Source organism: Thalassotalea fonticola (assembly GCF_032911225.1).
GTDB classification, from domain to species: Bacteria; Pseudomonadota; Gammaproteobacteria; order Enterobacterales; family Alteromonadaceae; genus Thalassotalea_A; species Thalassotalea_A fonticola.
The window spans coordinates 455286-480287 of record NZ_CP136600.1 but is presented as its reverse complement, the minus strand read 5'-3'; the positions used below and the strand labels follow the sequence as shown (position 1 = coordinate 480287).

The window sequence follows — 25002 nt, the reverse complement described above, 5'->3', positions numbered from 1 at the left end:
TTAGCCCTTTCATTTTATAGGACTTTTTTTGAATACTGCCAACAACAACACTCGAAGCAATGCCAACAACGCCACCGTATTAATTGCCGATGACGATGAAGATATTCGTTTAGCACTAGACTTATTACTTAGTGCCAATGGTTTTAAAGTCATTGAAGCCAGTGATGCCAAACAAGTGGTGTTACAAACTCAACGACAAAAGCCCGATTTGGTGCTACTTGATATGAACTTTAGTCGCGACACAACCAGCGGCCAAGAAGGTCTGGACATTTTAAAACAACTGCAACAAAGTAATATTCCGGTTATATTAATGACCGCTTGGGGCAGCATAGAATTAGCGGTAAAAGGCTTACAACAAGGTGCCTGCGATTTTATCGAAAAACCTTGGAATAAAGCAAAGCTACTAAACAGTATTAGCCAGCAGTTAAGTCATAATCGTTTAAAACAAGAACACCAAGGTTATCGACAACTTTTAAGCAGTAAGCCACAGAGCAAACTACAAAATAAAAATTGGATAGCAGAATCAGCAGCAATGCAAGCTATCGAGCAGTTAGTGATGCAAATAGCACCAACCGACGCCAATGTTCTTATTTTGGGTGAAAACGGCACCGGAAAATCTTTGTTAGCCGAACGCATTCATCAATTATCAAGCCGAGAAGATAATCCGTTTATTGCGGTAAATATGGCTGCCATTCCAGATAACCTGTTTGAAAGTGAATTATTTGGTCATCAAAAAGGCGCCTTTACCGATGCCAAACAACACCGGGTTGGCCGCTTTCAATTGGCCGAGCAAGGCAGCTTGTTTCTCGATGAAATTGGCTCATTACCATTAAACCTACAACCGAAATTATTAAGAGTACTGGAAACAGGTCATTATGAAATATTGGGGTCAAGCCAGACAGAGCACGCTAACGTCAGGTTAATTAGTGCGACCAATGCCAATTTAAATCAACTACTTAAAGATGGCGAGTTCCGCCAAGATTTGTTGTACCGGTTAAACACCTTAGTGATCACCATGCCGCCACTGCGTGAACGATTAGCTGACATGCAACCATTGAGTGAAAACTTTCTCCAGCACTTTGGCCAAAAGTATCAAAAATCAAGCTTAACACTTAGCTCAGGCGCATTAAAAAAACTGCAGCAGCATAGCTGGCCCGGCAATATCAGAGAGCTGAGCCATGTGATTGAGCGTGCCGTACTATTAGCAACAACGACAGAAATAGGCATACAACAACTCCTCCTAGATACAACCGATATCGAAAGTACAGGAGTTACCCTACAACCCCTTGAACAAGCTGAGCAGCAACTTATAGAAAAGGCGATGCAAGTAACAAATGGGCAAGTAATAGAAGCCGCAAAAATACTCGATATATCGCGAAATGCCTTATACCGACGCCTGGAAAAATTTAATATTCACTATGAGTAATATTAATGAATCATGAAAAATGGCTTATTACGGGCCTAAGCTCAATCGTTGTCGTAATTATGGCGCTTATTGCGGCATTAACGCTAAGTTTAAACTGGAGTTTATTGGCGATAAGTACCACCTTATTTGTCGTCATGCACCCTCTTATTTGGCTGGCGTGGCGTTGTTATTGGTTTTGGTGTCAAAGTATCATGCAGCTCACTACCTATACGCAAATGCTAAAAGAGGGCGAGCAAAACTTACATTTAAAAAAATCTCACAAAGACAATTTACTGACTGAATTACAAAATGAAGTTGAAGCATTAGCTTTGGTAAAATCAACGCAAAATGCTCAAAGTACCAGCTTGTCGCATTTACTCTCTGGCATGCTGGATTCATGGTCGGTGCCTGTTTGTTTATTCGATCAACAGCTTAAATTAACCTATCGAAATTCAGCCATGAATGAGCAACTACAACAGCCGATGTTAGTAGGCAGTAAGGCAACTGAATTGGGTTTCACCTTAGAAAATGGCCAATTAAGCCACCCCAAATTTGCTGATAACTGGCAATGCCAAAGCATCAATTACTTGCACCTAAGCGAGAAACATTGGCTGTTTTCAGCATTGGATATTTCTCAGCTGCTGCACAAAAATCAAAGCGTTACGCAACAAAACCTGATCAGAGTATTGGGCCACGAGCTGCGTAATTCATTAACTCCGATGTCTTCCATGACAGATACTTTACTTGGCAGTGAGCACTTAGATGAACAACGTACCCGCTTAGTGTTAACAAGAATACATCAGCGTAGCGAGCGACTACTGTCGTTTGTTGGTCAATACAGCAAGCTTGCCCAATTGCCGCCACCAAAAATAAAATGGTTCAATATTCACGATGTGCTAGCTGAAGCGACTGCGATGATAGACGAAAGTAATTGTGAAATAGATTTTAAAGGCAATGAACAATGCTTCGGCGACGTCGAACAAATTACCCAAGTGATGATTAATTTATTAAAAAATTCGCAAGAAGCGTGCGAACATACAACGACTAAAATAAATTTCAAAGCTTATTATCACCAACAAGAACAAGTGCTTGAATTAACAGACAACGGTCCCGGCTTTGCCAATTTAAGCAACGTACTAACGCCATTTTATACCACCAAAAAGCATGGTTCAGGCATTGGCTTATCGTTATGTGCCGAAATCATTCGCAACCATGGTGGACAATTAACCGTAGCAAACCAAGACATTCAAGGGGCCAAAATATTTATGTCTTGGCCGCTAGCCGAAACTGAAACTTGAATTGCAATATTGGAAAATAATGAGCCTATGAGCCTGTTCACATTCCAATGCATAACGTTACCTTAACCATATAAGGATAGATAATAGATATTAACTGTTAGGTAAAAAAACAGAGATACAGGCGCCATTTAACAACGCTGATTTTTTAATGGTCACATTACCACCATGCCATTCGGTAATTACATTAACAAATGCCAGACCAATTCCGTAACCACTACCACCATTTTTTGACGATTTCCCGCGTTCATACAAGCCGGTAAGTCGCTCTTGTTCTTCAGGATTTATGCCGGTACCGTCATCTTCAACTCGTATCTCTAATTGTTTTTCAACCTGGCAAACCGTAACATTTACTTGTTGTTCAGCGTATTTAACCGCATTAGCCAGTAAGTTTTGCACTGCGCGTTGTAAAAATTTTGCATCGTGAGCAATTAACACTTCATCTTCTACGGCAATATTTATACTAATTGTGGTGCCATGTTGTATTTTTTCTATTAATTCCACTAGCCAAGGTTGTAAATTTTGCGCTTGAATGTTCAATTGATAATGAAACTCTTCGATTCTAGCCAGCTCGATAAAATCATCGGTAAGCCGGTCTATTTCGTCCAGCTCTTTTTCAATTCTGTCTTTTGATTCGTTGATATTTTCCGGGTTTGTCATCGCTAATAAAAAACCAATGCGAGCTAACGGAGTACGGATATCGTGTGAAATAGAACTGGCGAGAAAACGTTGTAATGATAAAAACCGAACAATTTGTCGAGACATACTCTCAACACTGTCGGCTAATGGCGACATCACCGAGGTAGATTTAATAGAACTGCGAATTTTTTGCCGCTTTTTTGAAAATAAATTGGTTAATTCAATAAGTTGTCGCACGTCACTAAAAACTGGCCATAACCAAATGAATAATACCAGCGCAAAGACGCTATAAAACAGCACTGTTAAGCTAAGATAAAGATTGCTCTCATCTTGTTCCAACGCAAATGGCCCAAGTTCGACAACTTGCTGGTTATCACCTGCAAATAACCAGTAATAAAACACCTGATTGTCAATATTACTTAGTGAGACAACTTCGCCACGGCTCAATTTATCTTTAATATCGTCTGGCCAGGTAAGCTTGCTGATGGCTATCACCCTACCACTTGATAAATTAAGTGATTGATCAGAATTGCGGCCAATAATGCCTGCTAATGAACTAATATCAATCGATGCTGAGCGAACTTGTTCACGCTCAATAAAACTTTCAGTCAACCAGGATATAAATACCAGGCTTACTAATATGAGTAAAAACAGCTTAATAAACTGACGTTTCATTACTGACCTATTTCACGGGATGAAAAAACATAGCCCAAACGCCATACCGTTTTTATTTCATAAGGGTTATTGTCCAAGGCGTTGAATTTTTTTCTAAGGCGACTAATTCGGCCATCAATCACTCTGTCCTGGCCATCATATTTACGGCCGATCATTTCCATGAACAAGTCATCACGACTTAAGGTTTGATCTTTATGAAGAATTAAAAACCATAATAAATCCAAATCGTCAGAGGTAAGTGTTACAGGCTTGCCGGCAACTTCCAATAAGCGCTTATCTTTATCAATAACCACCCCAGGGAGATCGATACGTTTTTGCGGGTTTTGAGTTTGCAAGCGTTCACGTGTTCTTAGGGTGGCCTTTATGCGGGCTAATAACAATGCGGGTTTTACCGGTTTGTTGATATAATCATCGGCACCAATTTCCAGGCCAGAGATATGATCGACTTCGTCTTTACGGGCGGTAAGGAAGATAAAGGGACCGTTATATTCTTCTCTCACTTTTGCACACAACTCAAAACCGTTCATTTCAGGCATATTGATGTCGCACACAATAATATCGATAGCTAGCGATTTTGCTTTCGCTAAAAAGGCAATACCGCTGTTAAATACCGATACCTTATAGTTGTGCTGCTGCAAGAAACTTTGGGTTAAGTCGGCTAACATGGTGTCGTCTTCAATCAATACCACATGCTTTATATTGCTCATAATATTATGCTCCAGGCATGGCGCTGCCTTTTGCGTTTTTTGTATTCACTAACAAATACATTCAACACTTCAGTTGCCAATACATGCTCGCTAGTGCCATGCAGCAAAACTATTTTAATGGGGCCTTCAATTTTTACTGGTACGCGCAATTTATGCGCTTGCCCTTTGTCAAAACAATAACGTTTTTTATGGTGTTCTATTTTAATACAAACCGAGCTTTCTTCACTCATTTGCCAAGTTATTTGCAACTCGGTTTCACACCAGCCACTTTTTGCCATACAGCTTTGTGGGGTAATTGATATGTTTGCTTCAGCCGCTTGTACTGGTGCGTTTGCCAGTGTTAGCAACAATAATGGCAGTAGCAGGATAAGTGACATTAGGCCTAAGTTCTTCATTTTAGTTTGACCCAAACTGGCTGCTAATGCCAATAAAGAAAAATGAAGTACTATCGTCTTCCACCAAGGGGCTAACAGTCATCTGTGAGCCCAACCATTTATACTGGTAACGACCAATAACTGAAAAGTGTTTATTTATCTTGTAAGATAAAGAGAAGTTTCCGATAACGTTGCTATTAGAGCCAACATTGAAACTGCCATAGATAGTTTCATCCTCAGGTCGCAACCCATAATAGTATTGGTTTAAATCTGAGTCTAAAAATTCAGCGCCAATACCTGCCGCCAAAAACCAATTATCTTGCTGCCACACATATTGGCTACCTGCGCTGATTGAATAGCCATCATGAACGCCACTAACATCATGATAAACACCAACAGAGAGTTTGAAATTATCATAAACAAAATAATCACCGGCAATGCCGGCCATATAAGATAAGTCTCGGTCAACATCGCCACTGGAAACTGACTCTTCAGGCTCTTCAAAATTACCTGGGCCAAACGCACCAGCAACAATTAGGTCATCGACTATTGAATCATTATAATACAAACCATCGTTATTGAACTTGCCCTTAAATTTGAACAACCAGTCATCGGTTTCTACAAACACATAACCAAGTTCAGTATTTTCAATATAAAACTTTTCGCCATAATAATAAAAAGAAGGTAAAACCACGACATTTCGATCTTTGCCGTCAAATAGCGGGTTTTCGAACTCACCTACTCCCAGACCAACACCAACGGCCCAACTATGTTGTTCAACACAGTCGACCTCGCAAGCTTGTACCGGTTTAACTAGCAAGCTGGAGATTAAAAATATAACCGCAAGTGGCAGATGACTTCTAAACACTAATACGTACCTTACTAAACAACATAAAAACTAACTTAGAGAGCGCTATAACAATGTGCTAACAATACCTTGTTATCATAAATTAAAACACAGCTCACACAAATTCGCACATTTATCGAGGTTTCCGCCGACAAATTGGCACACGAATCCACCAGAGTTTTTCAATCTCCTGCATTAGTATCAAGGCGTCTGATTATTTATCAGCCTTAAAATAACTAGGGGAAATCCAGTGAAAATTAAAACAACGATATTAGCAATCACCTCGGCATTATATGCCGCAAGCATTGCTGCCAATGTTCAAGCTAGTGGCTCTTTACCACAAGCTGTTGACATGATGAAACTGCATAATTTGCAAAAACAACTGGCCGCACAAACTAACAGTGAATTTCTTTCACCGTTACGCCACGGCTCTTTAAGTAATGTTCAATTCACACCAAAATCGGTTAGCGACAAAATAAAACTCGAGAAAGACTTAACCGGTGCACATACCTACATAGTACGGTTACTCGATCAACCGGTAGCTACTTATGACGGTAACATTACCGGTTTACAAGCAACCAAAGCCAGCGTTCTTAGCAACAGAAAAAGTAATAATGTAAAATTATTTTCTGCTTCAAAAGCGGTTGGCGCACCTCAAGCTGCTGTTGATGCTTACACCAAGCACTTGTTAAATAAACAACAACACTTTGTAGACAAAGCAACGAACAAAGGCTTACCCCTTGATGTTCGTCAACAATTTACCACCGCAATTAATGCCATAACGGTAAATGTTACACAGGCACAAGCGCTGAAATTAGCCGAAATGTCGGAAGTGGCCTACGTACAACGCTCGAAAGTGTATCAGTTACACTCTGACGTAGGCCCTGAACATGTAGGTGCAGGTGGTGTATGGAATGGCTCAGGCACCACTGAAGGTGGCAGTTACAAGGGTGAAGGCATGTTAGTGGGTATCATAGATACTGGCATTAACACTCAACATCCTTCTTTTGCGCCGGTAGATGGCGATGGTTATGAACATACCAACCCGTTAGGCTCAGGAAATTTCCTCGGAGATTGTGCAACAGACGACTTTGCCGAGCGCTGTAACGACAAGTTAATTGGTGTTTACACGCATCCAACGGTTACCGATACATTCTTTTCGATACCGCCAAATGACTGGACTCCGGCGGAGCGTTTAGCGCCTGAATTTGGTGAAGACTTTAATGGCCATGGCTCGCATGTAGCAAGTACCGTTGCCGGAAACACATTATACGAAGTAGACGACTTGTTGCCTGATTTAGTTGGTGATGGTCACGGCCAACCCGTTGGTGTAAAAATGCCCAAAGTGTCTGGTGTTGCCCCAAGAGCCAACATTATTTCTTATCAAGTGTGTATGCCTACCGGCGGCTGTGGCGGTGAAGCCATGCTGTTTGCCATAGAACAAGCAATAAAAGATGGTGTCGATGTTATTAATATGTCGATTGGTGGTGGTGAAAGCTTCCCTTGGGATAATGCGTTTGAAATGGCATTTTTATCGGCACGCGAAGCTGGTGTTGCCGTAGCATTATCTGCCGGTAACTCGGGAGCGGCTTATGGTACTGACTCGTTATACACGGTTGATCATACATCACCCTGGGTATTAAACGTAGCCGCAACCACACACGCTCGCTCGATTAAAATTGATGGTAAAGAGTTAGCCAACTTTAACGGCGGAGACAGCGCATTAACGCCACTAACCTTAAAGGGAGCCGGAATTTCCGGCGAATTTACCGGTGAGTTTGTATTAGCCGCCGATTACGGTGATGCCCGTTGTAATAGCCCATTTGCTGCCGATACTTTTAGTGCCAATCAAATTGTGGTTTGTGAACGTGGTGATATTGCCCGCTTCCAAAAAGCAGTGAACGTACAGCTCGGTGGCGGCGGAGCCTTTGTGCTTTACAATACATCGCTTGAAGGCGACCAGGTTAATGACGACCCTTATGTGATACCAGGCATTCATATTAGTAATGCTCAATGGGAAGGCCCAAGTTGGAAAATTAAAGCGTTAAAACCTTGGCTTGCATCAGGAACAGGATTAACCGGTACCATTACCGCATCTGAAGTTTCTCGTGAAATAAACGATGAAGACGCTGATTGGTTAGCGGTATTCTCATCGCGTGGACCATCATCTACCGTTGATGAATTATTCTCGCCGGGTATTGCTGCACCTGGGGTTGATATTTTTGCTGCTTGGACGGAAGAAAACCCTTTCGAAGAATTTTCTGATACCCGTGACTGGAACCGCATCAGTGGTACGTCAATGGCGAGCCCGCATGTTGCCGGGGTAATGACTTTAGTACGACAAGCACACCCTGAATGGAGTGCCTCAGAAGTACAATCGGCGTTACAGATGAGTGCTGATTCAAAAGCCATTAAAATGCAACACCCATATTATGATGAAGTAGTTGTTGCCGGACCTTATCGTGCCGGTCATGGTTTGATAAATGTGGCACGTGCTATCGATTCTGGTTTAGTGATGGACGAAACCGCGGAAAACTTTCGCCGCGCCAACCCTCACAACGGTGGCCGAGTTCGAGACTTGAACTTACCGCAGTTAATTAACCGCGACTGTGGCCGTGTATGTAGCTGGACTCGAACAGTGAAAGCTACTCAAGATGGCACTTGGAACGTGAACGTTGAAAAACTGCAACAAAACCATATGAGCTATGACTGGACACTGGATCCAACCGCTAAAATGACGGTGCTGCCAAGTACTTTTACTTTAAAAGCCGGTGAATCAATTACGTTAACGATTAACAGTAGCTTTAACGAAGTAGATTCTGCCTGGTACGATGGTACTATTCATGCCGATCAAGGTGAAATTCAGTTTATTGCTGAAGATGAAGCGATGCCAATGGCAATTTGGCCATATTCATCACTTTACACCGGAAAAACGCTACCAAATACGGTAAACATTATGGCAACCGATGATAACGCCAGCGCCTTTGTTGCTAACGTGCCATTTGGTGTGCCTGCCGCTGCTATTAACGCAGTTGCTTATGCCCCGGTACAATTGAGTAATGATGAACTCGCACTTTCTCGACAGGGTTTTAATGATCAGCTATTTAATGTTGCCGGTTATTTCAATATTCAAGACGATGCTGAGTTAAATACCGTAAAGGCCGATTTTATTGCCACCATCCCAGTAACAGTCGCTGAAAATTCGGCAATATTTACTGCAGAGTTAACAGGTGTTAGCGCTACAACCAGTAAAGAATTTTCAACCAATTCATACATTAATGCTGATATTTACATCGTTAAAGATTTTAACGGTGACGGTAAGTTGCACTTTACCGAAGCAATTTGTGGCTCATTTTTACCGCAAACCACCAAAGGGGAATTTTGTACCATCGAAAACCCTGAAGCTGGTGACTATACAATTATTGTCGCCAACGGTTTAATGTACCCGTGGGAAAGCATTGATACGATTAGCGTGAGTTATGGCGTTGTATCGAAACAAGTAAGTAATGAATTCAGCTTTGAGTTTAATCAATCGGCTGACGATGAATTAACATCAGACATGAACATTAGCTGGAATAAAGAACTGGCAGCAAACAGCATCTATCATTCCGCTATTGCAGTACAGGCTGGCGACAATGAACAAGGCTCATTAACCTTCATTCCAATGAAAATCACTCGCGGTGCCAACACGGTATCCATTACAGCTTCTCAAACAGATGCACGAGTAGGCGATGTGGTTGACATGAGTGTAATGGTACAAGCAAACCGCTCTGGTAGCGACCGTATGGTTAATTTACAAGCGCAATTGACTGACGGTTTAACCATAGTTCCCGGTTCAATCAATGCCGTAGAAGGTCTTACTCTAAATGAGAATGGCTTTAGCATTAATGCTGAGCAAATAAACTCTGCCGATTGGGCGACCAACTATGAGCTTTCAACCAATGAAACTGATGCCATGTGTCGTACTCCTTGGGATGAGTATTTACCGGAAGTTGACGGTGGTTATATAGACTTGCGCGCTTATGGTTTAGTACCAAGCTGGGGCTCATTCTTTGAAGTTAACGAATGGGGCTGGGGTAACTGGGTACATGAACTGACTATTCCAGTACTTACCGACAGCAGTACTACGTTAGCACCTTTTGATAACGAAGCGTATTTTGAAACCAACCAAATGGTATTAAGTTCAAGAGGTTGGGTGCAACTTGATATGGGTAACTATAACCCGTGGGATATTGTGCCACAGCAAATTCATCTTGAATTACCATTTACCGGCTATTCAACACCACCAGATTACTTGTTTGCCCCACTTTGGAATGCCACGCAAGATAACAACTGGAACCAAAGTATGACGTTGGCCAAGTATGGCGCCGACTCAGGTGTAACTATGGCATATCTTGGTGATTACGTATTACTTGAATGGGACAATGCAAAAACCCATGACAAAGGTACCGACTTAAACTGGAATACTACTTTTGATGCTCGTGATGACAGTTATGATCATCAAATGTTTATGCGCAGTAACACCTCAAATGTGCCAGGTAAATATGAAGTAGTAATGGCCTACAACAATGTTGATTTTGGTACTCAAACCGGTTCTGGCTCTATTGGTGTTCGTGGTTATAACGGCCCAAGAGCAGGATTCTGGCCATTAAACGGCCACACCGGTGTATCGGCAGCGTACAACAACCTTGATGATGTGATCAAAGATGGTTTAGTGATTTGTTATGATATTAAAGGCCCAGAATCGACTGCGATTATGGTTAACTTTAAAGCACAAGTGACTCGTGCAGCAATTTCAACAACCCAATCTATTGCTATTAACGGTAGTGTTGACGGTACTTCTGAAATAACTGAACAAGCCGATATTGTGGTTGCTTCAAATATCAATATTACCGCAATTGCTGATCAAAGCATTGCTGAAAATACCAGCCTTGAAAACATCATGGTAAGTTACAGCGATTCTGACGGCGGCATTTCTGCCAATACTATTACCGTGACCGGTGACAATATTGTTGCAGCGGTAAATGAACATACTTCAGGCTCTGTAATTGCTATTACTCCTGAAACTAACTGGCACGGTACGACACAAGTTACCGTAACAGTTACCGATAATATCTTTGGCAACGATTTAGCCGCAACCAAGTTTATGTTATCGGTTGTTTCTGATGATATTGACCTGGGTTGTATCGACTCTACAGCTAACAACTTTGATGCAACAGCTAATACGGATGATGGCAGTTGTACTTACCCTGCGAATGAAGAAGGTGAAGGTGAAGAGCAAACAATCTTAGGCTGTATGGATACTACAGCAACCAATTTTGTTGCAAGTGCTAACAGTGACGACGGTAGTTGTACCTATGCTGATCCGATTGTTGAACCTACAGAGAAATCTTCTGGTGGCTCAATGGGCTGGTTAGCACTAACATTACTGCCAGTTGTTTTGCTTAGACGTAAAAAATTAACATTAGCAAAATAAATGTTAATTTAACCATGGTTCACGTAGCAAGGTGAACCATGGTCACCAAGCAAAGCCCTTAAGATGAGAACTCTTAAGGGCTTTTTTACTTGGTACTACGGTATTTACAGGCACCTTTTGAACTACGACAAGGACGATTTGAATAGTTAATCATTTTAACTACCAATAATAACGACTCAGAACAATTGCTAAACCAAGAAAAGCAGTAATAATATAAAAGTAATGTTTACAATAAAAATAAAAGGCAGAAAACAATGACTGATAGCAATAACATTGATGATTTCAAAAAATACATTTGGCTAGATAAAACCAATGGCGCAATTGATATATCAGTAGAAATTGTTGAATGGTTAGGCCCACATGAGCCTAAGTTGGAATATCGCATCGTGAAAAAGTTACCATTAAATACCAGCGATGTTCAGCTTGAACAAGAGCTTAAAAATTTGATCAGCGACAACCGATATTTTGCTAGGTGTGCTGAGTGTAAAAACGCATGCTTACGTGGCCGCATGCATGATCACTTCATTTGTCATACTTGTGCTGAAAATAACCATGATGTGGTTCATTAATTAATTTCAACACATGCATTTAACCCGAACAATTTAAGTATGACTTAATCCACTTCATGACTGGTTAAAAAAGTAGACTTATTCAAAGCACTATAAAAATCTTGATACATAGCAGGATCCTCAATAGTTTTTAAATTGTAATGACCACTGGCTCTAACTAACAATTGCTTATCGCCTCTTGGCCTAATAGTAATCGTCATTCTGATAGAATATCCACTTAATTTAGTGGCAGAAACAACACCGAATTCCGAATCGACTTTATCAATGACAAAATCCAAGTCTTGTAACGTTGCGACAATAGAGCGCAACAATATCACCCTGTCTGTGGTATCAAATGCTCTGGTTTGATAGCTACGTACCTCAACTTGACTCTCATTCATATCAAAGGCACTTTTAGGTTTGTTACTACAACTACAAACAAAACAGATCACAATTATTGCCATACATGATTTATTGACGGTATTCATATGTTATTCTCCTCTAAAAATACAGCTTTCGACAGCTTGCTAAAAAATGCACTGTACAGCTCAGGGTTTTTAATGACTTGAACTCTGCTTATTTTTCCTTCGGTATTCCAAACAATGCGTTGAATGGTTATACGAGCAAGGGATGCATTTTCATTAGTTAAACTTTGATTAATCACTAGGCAAACTCTAATTTTTTGATGATCATCAACTGGCGTCATACTGCCAGTAAAAATGGCTAAAATTATCGCACCAGCAACTTGACCAGCATCGGTTGCGTCAATATCTTTAGATGCCGACAATACCCCTATCGTTGAGTCAGACTCTTCCAGGGTATAACCCAAATCTTGTAACACACTACCACTGGCAGAGAGTAAATTAGCTTGATTTAAGGTATCAAATGACCGGGTTTGCATTTCTTTATCCTCAAGTGAAGTTGGAGTTAGTTTAAATGCATCTTTAGGTGGGTTATTTGAGCAACCTGCGATCACAACTACCACCATCATTATTAATACGTTTTTAGTTAACATGATATTTCCTTAACGTCTAAAAGCGAGACGCGTGGTAAGCAAAATCTCGAATAAGCCCTTCATCATCAAATTTTAATATTATTGTTAAGGTTTTCTGTGATTTAGAAGATGCACCCGCTTGTTTATTGTAACTGCCGCCAACACCGCCTAATACTTCACTGCCAAATCCTAAAATAAGTGAAGATAGGCCGCCGCTGCTGCTAGAGTGCACAAACTCAGTAGAAATTTTGTCGTAAATCCATACTTCATTTCGATTTTCGTCGGTAGAAACGATATTAGGCGAGCCTAAAATAGCTGCAACCTCGGCACCTGACATACCTACCTTGATCTCTTTTTGTACAACTCCCACGGTCATTTTATCTGCCGAATCATCGGCAATTTCTTGTCGGTGCTCTTGTGCAGTCATACAACCAGTAAGGGAGATAAGCAGCAAAACAGGTAAGGTTAATTTGTAAAAAGCATTCATTTCAACCTCCATACATTTATTTAATAAACATCACTAATGTATGTTGCAGGTAATATGCCAAAACACATTAACCTGTAAGCTATTGTTTCGTTGGGTAAAATAATAAAGTAAGGGTTTTCAGAAGTAGTTTTTTAAGTACATAAATCCTTTAATACATACAAAAGTGCACATTATTGCTGAAAGAAGAACTCTCAGTGAGATACTGAATCGCCCCTGAAACAAGCTCAGGGCGATGCTAACGCATCGAGTTCAGCAAGTGGTGTGATATGAATAATATTCCCTGAATAACGATTAGCATTCCCAGAATCCAGAACTTCCCATTCCCTGAATTCATTTCAGGGTCTATAAAACTAACAATGAGATATTGAATAGCCCCTTAACAAGTTCATGGCGATGCTAACGCATCGGGTTCAGAAAATTTCGAATTTAGTTATCACCATAAATACCCAGTGATACTTTACGCTCTGCCTTGGTTAATTGATCAATATATGTTTGAAATTCGGGAAGAAATAGCCCTCTTCTTTCTTGCCAATATAACCGCCAGCCCGGTTGGTCTTTTATCACTACAACAGCTTCTGCAATGGAGTCTTTCATCTTTGCGTCAAGCGTTCCTTCATTAGCAAGATAAAAATTATTTTGAAAAATAATAAGAATACCGTGCAAATTCATAATCGCTTGAAAGCGTTGCTCTTGCGTTAACGTTTCTGGCTTTATTATAAAATTACGAAACAAGGTGCTGTTTTCGGTATTGCTGCCCAAAGTAATATACCACTGCGCTGTTGCGGTACTGGCCGAAATAGCGGAGTTTGAGCGAGTTGCCTTGGTATTATCTTGCAGCTGTACACCAACAAAAATCAGTGACAATACTATTGCAGCAGCACTGATTATTTCAGCAATACTTGAATAATCTGATAATTTATCATTCATTGGCAATACACTTTTATACTAAATAACTTTTCAGTATAGACTAAGAGCAATAAGTACTTTTAAGGCTGCCAATAGAATCAAGTTTGGTTGGATTAGCATTAAGTGGATATTTTTTAATTATTCGCTTAAAGCGCGTAATATACTGACATTGTTTTTAGGCTCTAACCACTCATCTACGCCTTTCGCACCTTTACATCTGTTCAGGCTTGCTTCAACACTAAGTAAATTAGCCGGGGCGTCAGCAAAAGCAACACGTTTTTTAACCCCCCAAGATCTTGCTCCATGCTCCCAAGCCCATTTAATCGGTACAACGTGGTCTATATCAATAGATGAAGCATCATAGATAGTTTCACCAGTAAACGATGAAGTCCATTTACCAGAGCGTACTGAACATTTGCCTAACCCTTTGAAATGAACCGGACCAACAGATTGGGCAACAAACCCACTCCCCCTTAAGTTTTGCTACATTTCGAATGTGCTATATTTACTAATCATCAATTAGTTGGATAAAACCAATGTCATACGATAAATCGGTCTCTGATCACTACCTGCACGGCAACTTGCTTAACGCCATAAAAGCAGCCCTTGTGGCATTGGATAAAACCACACAAACAGTCACTATTGAAGATTTAGCGCCGGTAGATGAGTTTCATATTGGCGGCCGCATAGCATCCGATCACTTGCTTGAACAAATGCGCTTTCAAAAGCACCAGCATATCCTTGATGTAGGCTGTGGCCTAGGGGGCGCAGCAAGGTATGTGGCATCACAATATAAAACCAAAGTAAGCGGCATAGACTTAACCGCCGAATACATTGAAACCGGCAAGGAGCTATGTAATTGGTTAAATCTTACGAACGTTAAGTTGATACAAGGAAGCGCCCTTGATTTACCTTTTAACGAGAATACCTTTGATGGCGCCTACATGTTGCATGTAGGAATGAACATAGAAGATAAAGTATCACTGTTTAAGCAAATTTATAACGTATTAAAACCTGGCACAAGCTTTGGCGTTTACGACATTATGCGCCAAAAAGATGGCGAATTAACCTATCCGGTACCATGGGCAACAACAAACAGCACCAGCAAACTGGCAACACCAGAACAATACCAAAAAGCATTAACCGATGCCGGTTTTAGTATTAAAACCATAAACAACCGACATGAATTTGCCATACAATTTTTTCAGCAACTAAAAGCAAAAATAGAAGCAGATGGTGGCCCACCACCATTAGGCCTGCATACCTTGATGCAACAAAGCGCAGCAGGCAAAGTAAAAAACATGATCGAAAACATTGGTAATAATTTAATAGCCCCTGTTGAAATTATTGCTGAAAAGCCTTAAACATTAGATACAGTAGAACATTATGAATAAAAAGAACTTAGCTTTATCTATTGAAATGTGTACCAACATTGCGGTTGTGATATCGCTGATATTTTTAATTATTAATATAAACAAAAATACTACCGCACTCTTTTTATATTTTTCCAGCAAATAACGAGTAATTTGCTTTAATTAAAGAACACAGATCATTTCTATAATGTTTTTTAATGTTATTGCTTGTTGCGATTATTTTAGTTTGCTTTATTGGTTACTTGGCTCAAACCACGGGCCTTTGTATGGTGCGTGGCGTAAACGAAAGTGTGGATGGTAACCATGAGTTTTTAATTGCAATTTTACTTAGCGGCGTATTTTTTTGGGTTGCTATTTTATTATCCAATTATTTAAATACACCAGTTGATATACCTACCTACTCTGCAAGTTGGTGGTTTGTATTTGGCGGTGTTGTTTTTGGTCTTGGTACGGCGTTAAATCATGGTTGTGGTGTATCTACGTTAAGTAAGCTCGCTCGGGGCGACTTAAAGATGATAGTGACTATATTAGGCTGGTTAGTCGGCTGGTCGGTTTTATATTATTGGCAACCACAAATAGAACTAATCGCAGTTAAGCATAATAGTACTATTGTTAATGGCAGTTTAATTATATTGTCTTTGGCTATTTTGGTTTGGTCTCTATTTGGGGATAACAAACGCAAACGACTTTGGTTTTCAATGTTAGGTATAGGGTTGCTTGCCGGCTTTTTATTTTTATATGAACGACATTGGACACCTAGCGGTTTACTACACCATGTTATCGATACCCTATTGCATGAAAATCAACAAGCTTGGCCAAAGCTCGAGCGTTATATACTTTTTATCGCGTTAATTAGCGGTATGTTTTTGGCAGCCTGGCGGTCTAAAAAGTTTGAATTACAAGGCATAAGTTTAACAGCTGTTGCTACTCATTTATTTGCCGGCTCGCTTATGGGGTTAGGCGCAGCTTTAGCAATGGGCGGTAATGATTCTCAGCTGTTAATTTCACTGCCTAGCTTTTCGCCTGCAGGCTTTGTTTCGGTATTAGGGATGTTAGTTGGTATACGGTTAGGTTTGTTCGTTCATAAATTAATGAAGACTTAATCGCATTTGCTAAACAACAAACTATTGCAGTGTTTTACAATTGGTTAACGGTATTTTATCTGGTCGGATGTATAATTAAACACAGTTAACTTTTCATAGTTTTCCTCCCTGAAATGTAATTTTTAGCCTCCTACCTTTTGGAGGTTTTTTTTGTCTGCGATTTATGGTTTCTCGTTTCGGCTCTGGCATCCTGCGTCGCTCTAACTCCTAAATCCATTTAGTCGTTCGCGGCAGTAAGTGTTGGAGTGAAGAAGAGATAGTTGCAGTGACGGCTGAAAGCTGGAAAAACAATTGCTGAGTTCTTCAGGTAATTTACATATAAGGGATACAAACAACGACTGGATCAATAAAACTAGGTCTGTCTGCGGTTAACATAGCGCTCATAATTATTTGTTCTATATATGAAAGGCTATTTATGTTCGAGTTGAATTTAACTGAGTTTAATCACCAAACATTTTTGCGTGACTACTGGCAGAAAAAACCGGTGGTGATCCGTCAAGGGTTTAAAAACTTTGTAGATCCAATTGATGCTGACGAAATTGCCGGCTTAGCGGGTTTAAGCGATGTTGAATCTCGTATGGTGTATCGTAAAGATGAAAACTGGCAGGCTGAATTTGGCCCTTTTGACGATTTTCAACGTTTTGGCGACAACGGCTGGTCGTTAATTGTGCAAGCGCTGGATCACTGGAGTGAAGAAGCAGCAGAAATGATTGAGCCGTTTCGCTTTATTCCGAATTGGCGTCTTGATGATTTAATGGTTAGCTTTGCTACCCCGGGTGGCGGTGTTGGCCCACATATCGATTTATACGATGTATTTATTTGCCAAGGCTCAGGTAAACGTAATTGGCGTGTTGGTGAACTTGGTAATCATGTTGAATTCGCAGCCCATGATGCGCTGTTACACGTAGAGCCATTTGAGTCAATAATTGATACCGAGCTATTACCCGGAGATATTTTATATATTCCACCAGGGTTTCCTCACGATGGTGTAACCATTGATGCGTCATTAAGTTTCTCAGTAGGTTTTAGAGCTAATTCAACCGCAACTATGGTCAACGGTTTAGCTGATCATTTAACCGATAAAGAACTCGCGCCACAATTGCTAAGTGATCCACAGCGCGTACTTAGCAGCAACAGTGGTGAAATTAACGGCAATGATTTTCAACTCATTAAAAGCCAACTGCAACAGCTGATAGATAACGAGCCATTAATGCGTCAATTTGCCGGCAGTTTTTTAAGTCAGGCAAAACATGAACTAGATTTACAAACCGATGATGAGCAATACAGTAATGATGTAATTTCTGAATTATTACAATCTAACAAGCTTAAGCGCCTTGGCGGCTTAAAAGCTTTCTATTTTAGTGATTCGGTTGCCCAAGGGCTGTTTTACATTAATGGTGAAGAGCATACAGTAAGCGCAGATATTATCCCTGCAGTAAAACTGCTGTGTGACAATGTTACAGTTAGGCATGAATTAATGAATGATTTTGCCAACAATGAAAACTTCATTAGTTTTTTAGGTGAGCAACTTGATGTTGGTTATTGGTATTTTGGCGAGTAGTTATGGCTTAAAACGCTATTAAAGTAATATTAACAACAAACTATTGCAGTGTTTTACATTTGGTTAACGGTATTTTTTCTGGTCCGATGTATAATTAAACACAGTTAACTTTTCATAGTTTTCCTCCCTGAAATGTAATTTTTAGCCCCACTATTTAATGGGGCTTTTTTTTGTCTGCGATTTATGGATTCCCACCTTCGTGGGAATGACGAAATAGGTATTTTCTTGTTTGTAATTTATGGATTCCGTAACAAGTACGGAAAGACGAAGGATCGGTTTTTTTTTGTCTGCGATTTATGGATTCCCACCTTCGTGGGAATGACGAAATAGGCATTTTCTTGTTTGCGGTTAATGGATTCCGTAACAAGTATGGAAAGACGAAGGATCGTTTTTTTTTGTCTGCGATTTATGGATTCCCACCTTCGTGGGAATGACAAAATAGGCATTTTCTTGTTTGCGGTTAATGGATTCCGTAACAAGTATGGAAAGACGATGGATCGGGGCTTTTTTTTGTCTGCGATTTATGGATTCCCACCTTCGTGGGAATGACATTGTACGGTGGGAATGGCACTGTGCGGTGGAAGTGACAGCAGGGATGTAGATTTTATGGCGTTAACAAAAGAGCCTGCAGTTGCAGGCTCATTCGTTATTTTTACTTGGTTTTACTATTCCATTGCCGCAGTTACCGCTCGTATTGGTTCAGCAGGTGCTGGTTGTTGTCTGTTATTTTTTTGGTTTTTAAGCTCGGCCATGGCTACTTCAACTGCTCGTTTTAATTGGCTGTCTATGCCTTGGCTGGCAAGTTGCAGGTTTTCATCCACGTCAATATCTGGTGCTACGCCTTCATTTTCAACTTTCCACTGGCCATTTAAATCATAAAAGCCACTTCTCGGTGCGGTAATATAGCCGCCGTCAATTAATGCCGGTACGCCCCATATGCCAACCAGGCCGCCCCAAGTGGTTTTGCCAATAAGCTTACCAATATTATGAAAACGGAACAGGTATGGAAACATATCTCCGCCAGAGCCTGCCATTTCATTAATCAGTAACACTTTCGGGCCGTTAATTAATGAACCTGGGCTAGTCAGTGGCTGACCTGGTTTTAGAGTGTTGTTAAAATAACCGCTTAATTTTCTATTAAGCACATCAATAAAGTAATCAGCAATAGAGCCTCCATGGTTAAAGCGCTCATCGATTACTGCTCCTAGTTTGTCTGCTTGCGCAAAGAAGTATCGGTTAAAGTACTCGTACCCTTCAGTTGTAGTATCAGGCACCCATACATAGGCTAATTGATCATTAGACGCTTCATTAACATAACGACGGTTATTCTCTATCCATGCATGCATTCGCAGCTCGTATTCATTACCGGTAGGTTTTACCCAAAGCTCTATTGGTTTTTGTATTGAGCCATTAATGCCAATGGTTAGTTTGGTTTGTTTGCCTTTAGTGCCATTGAAGTATTGATAAAAGTTCTGTGTGCTATCAAGTGTGACGCCATCTACTGCAAGAATAAAATCACCAACGTTCAGTTTTTCTTTATGGCTGGCCAGCGGCGCATTACTGGTCACTTGCGAATTCCATTGCTCGCCGTCGTAAATTTTATTGATCACAAAGTATTTGCCCTTAATACCAACATCTATACCCAATAGGCCTATTGTCGATTTTGGAATACTTGGCAATTTACCATTACGGGTAAACGAGTGCCCTACCGATGTTTCGGCACCTATATTGTCTAACAGGTAGGTTAAATCACTCGGGTGATTGACATGCTCTACTAATGGTAAGTAGTCTTTATAAACCTTGTTCCAGTTGGCGCCATGAATATTAGTTACATAAAAATAGTCACGCTGAAAACGCCAGGCATCATGAAATTTCTGGCGCCATTCCTTTTTCGGATCTATCCATAAATTAAGAGCTACGTTTAGTGGCTCAGCTTTTTCTAGATCGGCAGGAGTACCGGCTAATAACCAGTTACCTTTTTGCTTGGCCAATACATGGTTATTATCATCGGCGACAACATAATTTTGTACATTATCCTTAATTAGTGCTGACTCTTGCTTTTTAAAGTCAAACATATGCAATTTATAAGTGCCGTCGCTGCTGGTTGCAACATACAATAATCCTTGCTCGGTACTGGTTAAATTTGAGTAATATCCTGTATCAAGCGGTATTGGAATTAAGCGATTAATAATATTGTCGAAATCGATGTTAACAATGATTTCCCCGTCTTTTTCATCGTTTTCATCATCGTCTTTTTCGCCATTACTTTTATCGGATTTTGCCTCTTCATCTTCTTGTTTTAAGGGCACTGGGCTTGGTGTATCTTTTGCTAGTAACACCGCATAAATTTCATAGGTCTCTAGCGCCTTACCTTCAATACTTAAGTCTAGCCATGGTGCTTTACTGGCAAAGTTCGTACTGGCCGTTACATATAAATATTTGCCATTAATATCCCAGGCAAAGGCGTTGTTATCGGCCATATTGCTGGTAATAAGGTGAGAGGTTTTTTCTTTCACTGAGTACACATATACATTACGTAAAAAGTTAGCTTCTGTTTTTACATAAGCAATGTAGTTATCGTCCGGCGAGAATATCGGTTTCACCAGGTTTTCGACAATAACTCTGGTGTCCTGATCAATTAAGGTACTGCGCTCTTTATCCAGATCGACTAACCAATATTGTTGTTTTTCATCAGTATAGGTTAGTTTTTTGCTATCGTGCGACCAGGTTAAATTGGCGTAAAACCCTTGCTCGCGTAATTTTATTTCGCTTCTGCTTTGGCCATGTTGATCGCTAATAACTAATCGATATTCACCACTTTCGTCTGAAAACCAAGCTATTTTTTGGCCATCTGCAGACCATACAGCAGATGTTTCTCTAGCGCTGCTTTTAGACAGGTTACGAATATCACCATGCTTGGCCGGTACTGAAAACACTTCGCCACGAGCGGTAAATAGCGCGCGCTTACCATTTGGTGATATTGCAATTGCTTCAATGTGTTCGTTTACTTTATTCCAACTTGCTGCCGCCCAAGGGAAATCGGCATTAATGGTAATGGCTAACGCTTGAGTTTTACCTTCGCTTAATAATAATAATTTGCCGTGCTGTTCATACACAATATTTGTGCCGTCACTGCCATAACCTTTAACGTCATAATCATTATGGCTGGTGATTTTAGTGGTCTTCTTACTCACTAAGTTGTACTTATACACATTTACAACATCTTCTATGTCTGACAGATAATAAACATCGTCACCATGCCAGATAGGATTTGTTACTTTTTCGCCGTTAAATGGCAAACTTTGCTCTGCTAAGGTTTTTAAGTTAACAATGCGTAAAGGGTTGTTTTGTCCGCCTCTATATTTACGCCAACCGTCATCCCATGGCGATACCTTTTGGTAAACAAACTGGCTTGAGTCATCTGAATAACTGCCGGATTGCGATCTGATCATAGGTAATGATGTGGGGGTATTACCACTAATTTTTACTTGATAAAAACGTGATTGCGCACGTGGCGCTTGATCTCTGCCCGAGCCAAACAACACACTTTGTGAGTCATTGCTCCAGCCTTTTACAATATCAGCGCCAGGGTGCCAGGTAAGTTGCTTAGGCATACCGCCATTGACATTCACGATGTAAACATCACTATTACCATTGTATTGGCCGGTAAATGCTATCCATTTACCATCCGGAGATATTTTTGGGTTTTGTGCTTGCCCCTGAAAGCTGGTTATACGCTTGGCATTTAAGTTATCCAGCTCGGCTTTCCAAATTTCTTGGCCATAGGTAAATACTACAACGTTACCTTGGATATCAGGTTGCCTCAGTAATAAAGTACCTTGATGGTTGCTGGCATGTGCTTGAAATATGATGATTAAAGATAAAACTATTATTCCGTATATGTTTTTCATTGTTATATCCGTTATTTATTATTTTTCAACACCTTAGTGTAATAGAGAATATTGATAACTCAAGAAAATGGTAGCAATTCATGTTGCTTTTTCATAGCCCTGATTAACATTCGCTTACAACAAATTATTTCAAGGTTTTACATGTGATTTCTACGCTGTATTAACCAATTTGATTAACTTTCAATACTCCGTATTAATTACGCGCAATTAAAATCACGCCAACCACGTTTCATAGTTTTCCTCCCTAAAATTCTTTGCCAGCTTATATTTGCAAGTGGCTTTTATTCTGCTATTTATGGATTCCGTAACAAGTACGGAATGACACTTAGCTCTGTGCGATTGAAACCACACCTACCACTTTTCAATGTTTTTCATCTAAAAGCAGCTATTTCGCCAGTTTTTACAATTAATTCAAGACTATTGCCGCGAAAAAACAGATAATTACTACAATTAAGAACAATCCGTAAATTGCAGCGTACGACTCAGGAAACTATTCAATGGAAATCAAAGTTAATTTTCTCGACAACCTCAGACTTGAAGCTAAATTTGATGACTTTACTGTCATCACTGACCAGCCTATTCGCTATAAAGGCGATGGCTCAGCCCCAAGTCCGTTTGATTACTTTTTAGCCTCCTCTGCCCTTTGTGCCGGCTACTTTGTACGGGTGTATTGTTTGTCTCGTGACATTCCGACTGAAAACATCAGATTGTCGCAAAATAATATTGTTGATCCTGAAAACCGTTATAACCAAATTTTTCAAATTCAGGTGGAGCTGCCTGAAAGTATTTCGGATAAAGATCGTCAAGGAATTTTGCGCTCCATTGACCGCTGTACGGTGAAGAAAGTCGTACAAACGGGTCCTGAGTTTAAAATAGACACAGTTGAAAACCTTGAGGAAGACGCACAAGCCATGCTTATGGGTCAAACAGATGGTGAAACCAATCACTACATTTTAGGTAAAGATCTGCCCCTTGAAGAAACCATCGCTAATATGACTGGCATTTTGGCTGAGCTTGGGATGAAGATTGAGATCTCGTCTTGGCGTAATATTGTGCCAAATGTGTGGTCATTACATATTCGTGATGCGGCATCGCCTATGTGTTTTACCAACGGTAAAGGCGCGAGCAAAGACAGTGCACTGTGCTCAGCGTTAGGCGAGTTTATTGAACGTCTTAACTGTAATTTCTTTTATAACGATCAGTATCTAGGTACAGACATCGCCAATAGTGACTTTGTGCATTACCCAAATGAGAAGTGGTTTAAGCCAGGCGCTAATGACGAGTTACCATCAGGCATTTTAGATGACTATTGCTTAGACATATACAACCCAAGCAGTGAACTGCGCGGCTCACATTTAATTGATACTAACTCAGGTTTGGTTGAGCGCGGAATATGTTCTATCCCTTATACGCGTCATTCCGATGGAGAAACGGTCTATTTCCCATCAAATTTAATCGAAAATTTATTCTTAAGTAATGGCATGAGTGCCGGTAATAACCTGTTTGAAGCGCAGGTACAATGTCTGTCAGAAATTTTCGAACGTGCGGTAAAAAGACAGATCATTGAAGAAGAAATTGTGTTACCTGACGTGCCACAAAATGTGTTGGATAAGTACCCAGGCATTGTAGCGGGTATTAACGCCTTAGAAGCGCAAGGATTTCCTATCGTTGTTAAAGATGCTTCTTTAGGCGGCCAATTCCCTGTTATGTGTGTAACGCTGATGAATCCAAAAAACGGGGGTGTTTTCGCATCGTTCGGTGCTCACCCAAGCTTTGAAGTTGCACTGGAGCGCAGCCTAACAGAACTATTGCAAGGTCGCAGCTTTGAAGGGTTAAATGATGTACCAAGGCCAACCTTTAACAGCCTTGCGGTTACTGAGCCAGAAAACTTTGTTGAACACTTTATTGATTCAACCGGGGTGATCTCTTGGCGTTTCTTTAGTAGCGATCATGATTATGAATTTAGCGAATGGGATTTTTCAGGCAGCAACGAAGAAGAAAATGAGTGCTTATTAAATATATTAAAAGATATGGGCAAAGAAGTGTACATCGCCGTATTTGATGATTTGGGCGCTACCGCTTGTCGCATGCTGGTACCAGATTATTCAGAAGTGTACCCGGTTGAAGACCTAATTTGGGACAACACCAACAAAGCACTCGATTATCGTGAAGATATCTTAAATCTTCATTCTTTAAGTGATGACGCCTTAGAAGGTTTGCTTGAACGCTTAGAAGAAAGCCAGCTTGATAACTACATTGATATAAGAACTCTTATTGGTATTGAGTTTGATGAAAACACTGTTTGGGGCCAGCTGACCATTCTTGAGCTTAAAACGCTTATTTACCTTGCCTTGGGTGGGCTTGAAGAAGCGATGGAGCTAGTGGAAGAATTCTTACAGTATAATGATAATACTGTTGAACGTGGTTTGTTCTATCAAGCCCTGCATACCACTCTTGAAATTGCCTTAAACGATGATTTAGAGCTGGAACACTTTATTAATAACCTAGAGCGAATGTTCAGCAAAGACACCATGGAGAACGTTGTTGGCTCAATAACCGGTGACGTTAAGTTCTTTGGTTTAACTCCTACCAGCATGAATTTGGAAGGCTTAGACAAGCACCTAAGATTAATAGACAGCTATAAAAAGCTTCACCAGGCACGAGCGTCGAAAGCAGCTAAATAAAGCATTAATTGGTACAA

At 40.4% G+C, this 25002-nt stretch carries 17 protein-coding genes and 1 pseudogene; 8 read left to right on the top strand and 10 right to left on the bottom strand.

Translation table 11 applies throughout. From position 1 onward, the window contains the following. Positions 1 to 28: 28 nt before the first annotated feature. Positions 29 to 1426: a sigma-54-dependent transcriptional regulator gene (locus RI844_RS01985; RefSeq protein WP_348396802.1), complete on the top strand. Its 1398-nt coding sequence runs from the start codon at positions 29 to 31 to the stop codon at positions 1424 to 1426. A gap of 5 nt (positions 1427 to 1431) precedes the next feature. Next, positions 1432 to 2703: a sensor histidine kinase gene (locus RI844_RS01980; protein ID WP_348396801.1), complete on the top strand. Its 1272-nt coding sequence runs from the start codon at positions 1432 to 1434 to the stop codon at positions 2701 to 2703. 90 nt (positions 2704 to 2793) lie between these two features. Here RI844_RS01980 and RI844_RS01975 read toward each other — a convergent pair whose 3' ends face one another. From RI844_RS01975 to RI844_RS01960, 4 genes are read right to left on the bottom strand one after another with little or no spacing between them, the layout of a single operon-like run. After that, positions 2794 to 4014, bottom strand: coding sequence for a sensor histidine kinase (locus RI844_RS01975; RefSeq protein ID WP_348396800.1), 1221 nt, complete (start codon positions 4012 to 4014; stop codon positions 2794 to 2796). Next, positions 4014 to 4721 carry a response regulator transcription factor gene (locus RI844_RS01970; protein WP_348396799.1) on the bottom strand — a complete coding sequence of 236 codons (708 nt, stop codon included), beginning with the start codon at positions 4719 to 4721 and terminating at the stop codon, positions 4014 to 4016. Before RI844_RS01970 ends, RI844_RS01975 begins: the two co-directional genes overlap by 1 nt. Further along, a complete protein-coding gene (locus RI844_RS01965; protein ID WP_348396798.1) occupies positions 4718 to 5116 on the bottom strand; it encodes a DUF3019 domain-containing protein in 399 nt (132 codons plus the stop codon). Before RI844_RS01965 ends, RI844_RS01970 begins: the two co-directional genes overlap by 4 nt. Position 5117: 1 nt before the next feature. Continuing rightward, positions 5118 to 5963 carry a MipA/OmpV family protein gene (locus RI844_RS01960; protein ID WP_348396797.1) on the bottom strand — a complete coding sequence of 282 codons (846 nt, stop codon included), beginning with the start codon at positions 5961 to 5963 and terminating at the stop codon, positions 5118 to 5120. 229 nt (positions 5964 to 6192) lie between these two features. Between RI844_RS01960 and RI844_RS01955 the strand changes: the two genes are divergently transcribed. Together RI844_RS01955 and RI844_RS01950 are read left to right on the top strand one after the other, a co-directional pair. Beyond that, complete coding sequence (locus RI844_RS01955) at positions 6193 to 11418, top strand: S8 family serine peptidase (RefSeq protein ID WP_348396796.1); 5226 nt, start codon at positions 6193 to 6195, stop codon at positions 11416 to 11418. A 254-nt stretch (positions 11419 to 11672) separates the two neighbouring features. Further along, positions 11673 to 11987 carry a hypothetical protein gene (locus tag RI844_RS01950; protein WP_348396795.1) on the top strand — a complete coding sequence of 105 codons (315 nt, stop codon included), beginning with the start codon at positions 11673 to 11675 and terminating at the stop codon, positions 11985 to 11987. A 44-nt stretch (positions 11988 to 12031) separates the two neighbouring features. Here the strand turns inward: RI844_RS01950 and RI844_RS01945 are convergent, their stop codons facing one another. The 5 genes and pseudogenes from RI844_RS01945 to RI844_RS01925 form a co-directional block, all read right to left on the bottom strand. Next, on the bottom strand, positions 12032 to 12454 hold the full coding sequence (locus RI844_RS01945) for a hypothetical protein (protein WP_348396794.1): 423 nt from the start codon (positions 12452 to 12454) through the stop codon (positions 12032 to 12034). Further along, entirely contained in the window at positions 12451 to 12981 is a 531-nt protein-coding gene (locus RI844_RS01940; RefSeq protein ID WP_348396793.1) for a hypothetical protein, read from the bottom strand. Before RI844_RS01940 ends, RI844_RS01945 begins: the two co-directional genes overlap by 4 nt. A gap of 16 nt (positions 12982 to 12997) precedes the next feature. Continuing rightward, positions 12998 to 13447, bottom strand: coding sequence for a hypothetical protein (locus RI844_RS01935; RefSeq protein WP_348396792.1), 450 nt, complete (start codon positions 13445 to 13447; stop codon positions 12998 to 13000). 426 nt (positions 13448 to 13873) lie between these two features. Next, positions 13874 to 14374: a hypothetical protein gene (locus RI844_RS01930; RefSeq protein WP_348396791.1), complete on the bottom strand. Its 501-nt coding sequence runs from the start codon at positions 14372 to 14374 to the stop codon at positions 13874 to 13876. A gap of 117 nt (positions 14375 to 14491) precedes the next feature. Continuing rightward, positions 14492 to 14737 (bottom strand): annotated as a pseudogene (locus RI844_RS01925) (GmrSD restriction endonuclease domain-containing protein); the annotation flags it as partial. A 152-nt stretch (positions 14738 to 14889) separates the two neighbouring features. On the opposite strand from RI844_RS01925, the gene RI844_RS01920 reads away from it, so the two are divergent. From RI844_RS01920 to RI844_RS01910, 3 genes are all read left to right on the top strand, one after another. Beyond that, entirely contained in the window at positions 14890 to 15717 is an 828-nt protein-coding gene (locus RI844_RS01920) for a class I SAM-dependent methyltransferase (protein WP_348396790.1), read from the top strand. 206 nt (positions 15718 to 15923) lie between these two features. Further along, positions 15924 to 16829 carry a YeeE/YedE thiosulfate transporter family protein gene (locus RI844_RS01915; RefSeq protein WP_348396789.1) on the top strand — a complete coding sequence of 302 codons (906 nt, stop codon included), beginning with the start codon at positions 15924 to 15926 and terminating at the stop codon, positions 16827 to 16829. 415 nt (positions 16830 to 17244) lie between these two features. Further along, positions 17245 to 18390: a cupin domain-containing protein gene (locus RI844_RS01910; RefSeq protein ID WP_348396788.1), complete on the top strand. Its 1146-nt coding sequence runs from the start codon at positions 17245 to 17247 to the stop codon at positions 18388 to 18390. 665 nt (positions 18391 to 19055) lie between these two features. On the opposite strand, the gene RI844_RS01905 is transcribed toward RI844_RS01910, so the two are convergent. Next, on the bottom strand, positions 19056 to 22301 hold the full coding sequence (locus RI844_RS01905) for a S41 family peptidase (RefSeq protein ID WP_348396787.1): 3246 nt from the start codon (positions 22299 to 22301) through the stop codon (positions 19056 to 19058). Between the two features lie 497 nt (positions 22302 to 22798). Between RI844_RS01905 and RI844_RS01900 the strand changes: the two genes are divergently transcribed. Then, on the top strand, positions 22799 to 24985 hold the full coding sequence (locus RI844_RS01900) for an OsmC domain/YcaO domain-containing protein (RefSeq protein WP_348396786.1): 2187 nt from the start codon (positions 22799 to 22801) through the stop codon (positions 24983 to 24985). Positions 24986 to 25002: the final 17 nt, after the last annotated feature.

What these genes read in the sequence shown, in the direction of transcription:
- RI844_RS01980 (WP_348396801.1), top strand. Translation starts at nt 1,432, where the DNA reads ATGAATCATGAAAAATGGCTTATTACGGGCCTAAGCTCAATCGTTGTC.
- RI844_RS01975 (WP_348396800.1), bottom strand. Translation starts at nt 4,014, where the DNA reads ATGAAACGTCAGTTTATTAAGCTGTTTTTACTCATATTAGTAAGCCTG.
- RI844_RS01970 (WP_348396799.1), bottom strand. Translation starts at nt 4,721, where the DNA reads ATGAGCAATATAAAGCATGTGGTATTGATTGAAGACGACACCATGTTA.
- RI844_RS01965 (WP_348396798.1), bottom strand. Translation starts at nt 5,116, where the DNA reads ATGAAGAACTTAGGCCTAATGTCACTTATCCTGCTACTGCCATTATTG.
- RI844_RS01950 (WP_348396795.1), top strand. Translation starts at nt 11,673, where the DNA reads ATGACTGATAGCAATAACATTGATGATTTCAAAAAATACATTTGGCTA.
- RI844_RS01945 (WP_348396794.1), bottom strand. Translation starts at nt 12,454, where the DNA reads ATGAATACCGTCAATAAATCATGTATGGCAATAATTGTGATCTGTTTT.
- RI844_RS01940 (WP_348396793.1), bottom strand. Translation starts at nt 12,981, where the DNA reads ATGTTAACTAAAAACGTATTAATAATGATGGTGGTAGTTGTGATCGCA.
- RI844_RS01935 (WP_348396792.1), bottom strand. Translation starts at nt 13,447, where the DNA reads ATGAATGCTTTTTACAAATTAACCTTACCTGTTTTGCTGCTTATCTCC.
- RI844_RS01930 (WP_348396791.1), bottom strand. Translation starts at nt 14,374, where the DNA reads ATGAATGATAAATTATCAGATTATTCAAGTATTGCTGAAATAATCAGT.
- RI844_RS01920 (WP_348396790.1), top strand. Translation starts at nt 14,890, where the DNA reads ATGTCATACGATAAATCGGTCTCTGATCACTACCTGCACGGCAACTTG.
- RI844_RS01915 (WP_348396789.1), top strand. Translation starts at nt 15,924, where the DNA reads ATGTTATTGCTTGTTGCGATTATTTTAGTTTGCTTTATTGGTTACTTG.
- RI844_RS01910 (WP_348396788.1), top strand. Translation starts at nt 17,245, where the DNA reads ATGTTCGAGTTGAATTTAACTGAGTTTAATCACCAAACATTTTTGCGT.
- RI844_RS01905 (WP_348396787.1), bottom strand. Translation starts at nt 22,301, where the DNA reads ATGAAAAACATATACGGAATAATAGTTTTATCTTTAATCATCATATTT.
- RI844_RS01900 (WP_348396786.1), top strand. Translation starts at nt 22,799, where the DNA reads ATGGAAATCAAAGTTAATTTTCTCGACAACCTCAGACTTGAAGCTAAA.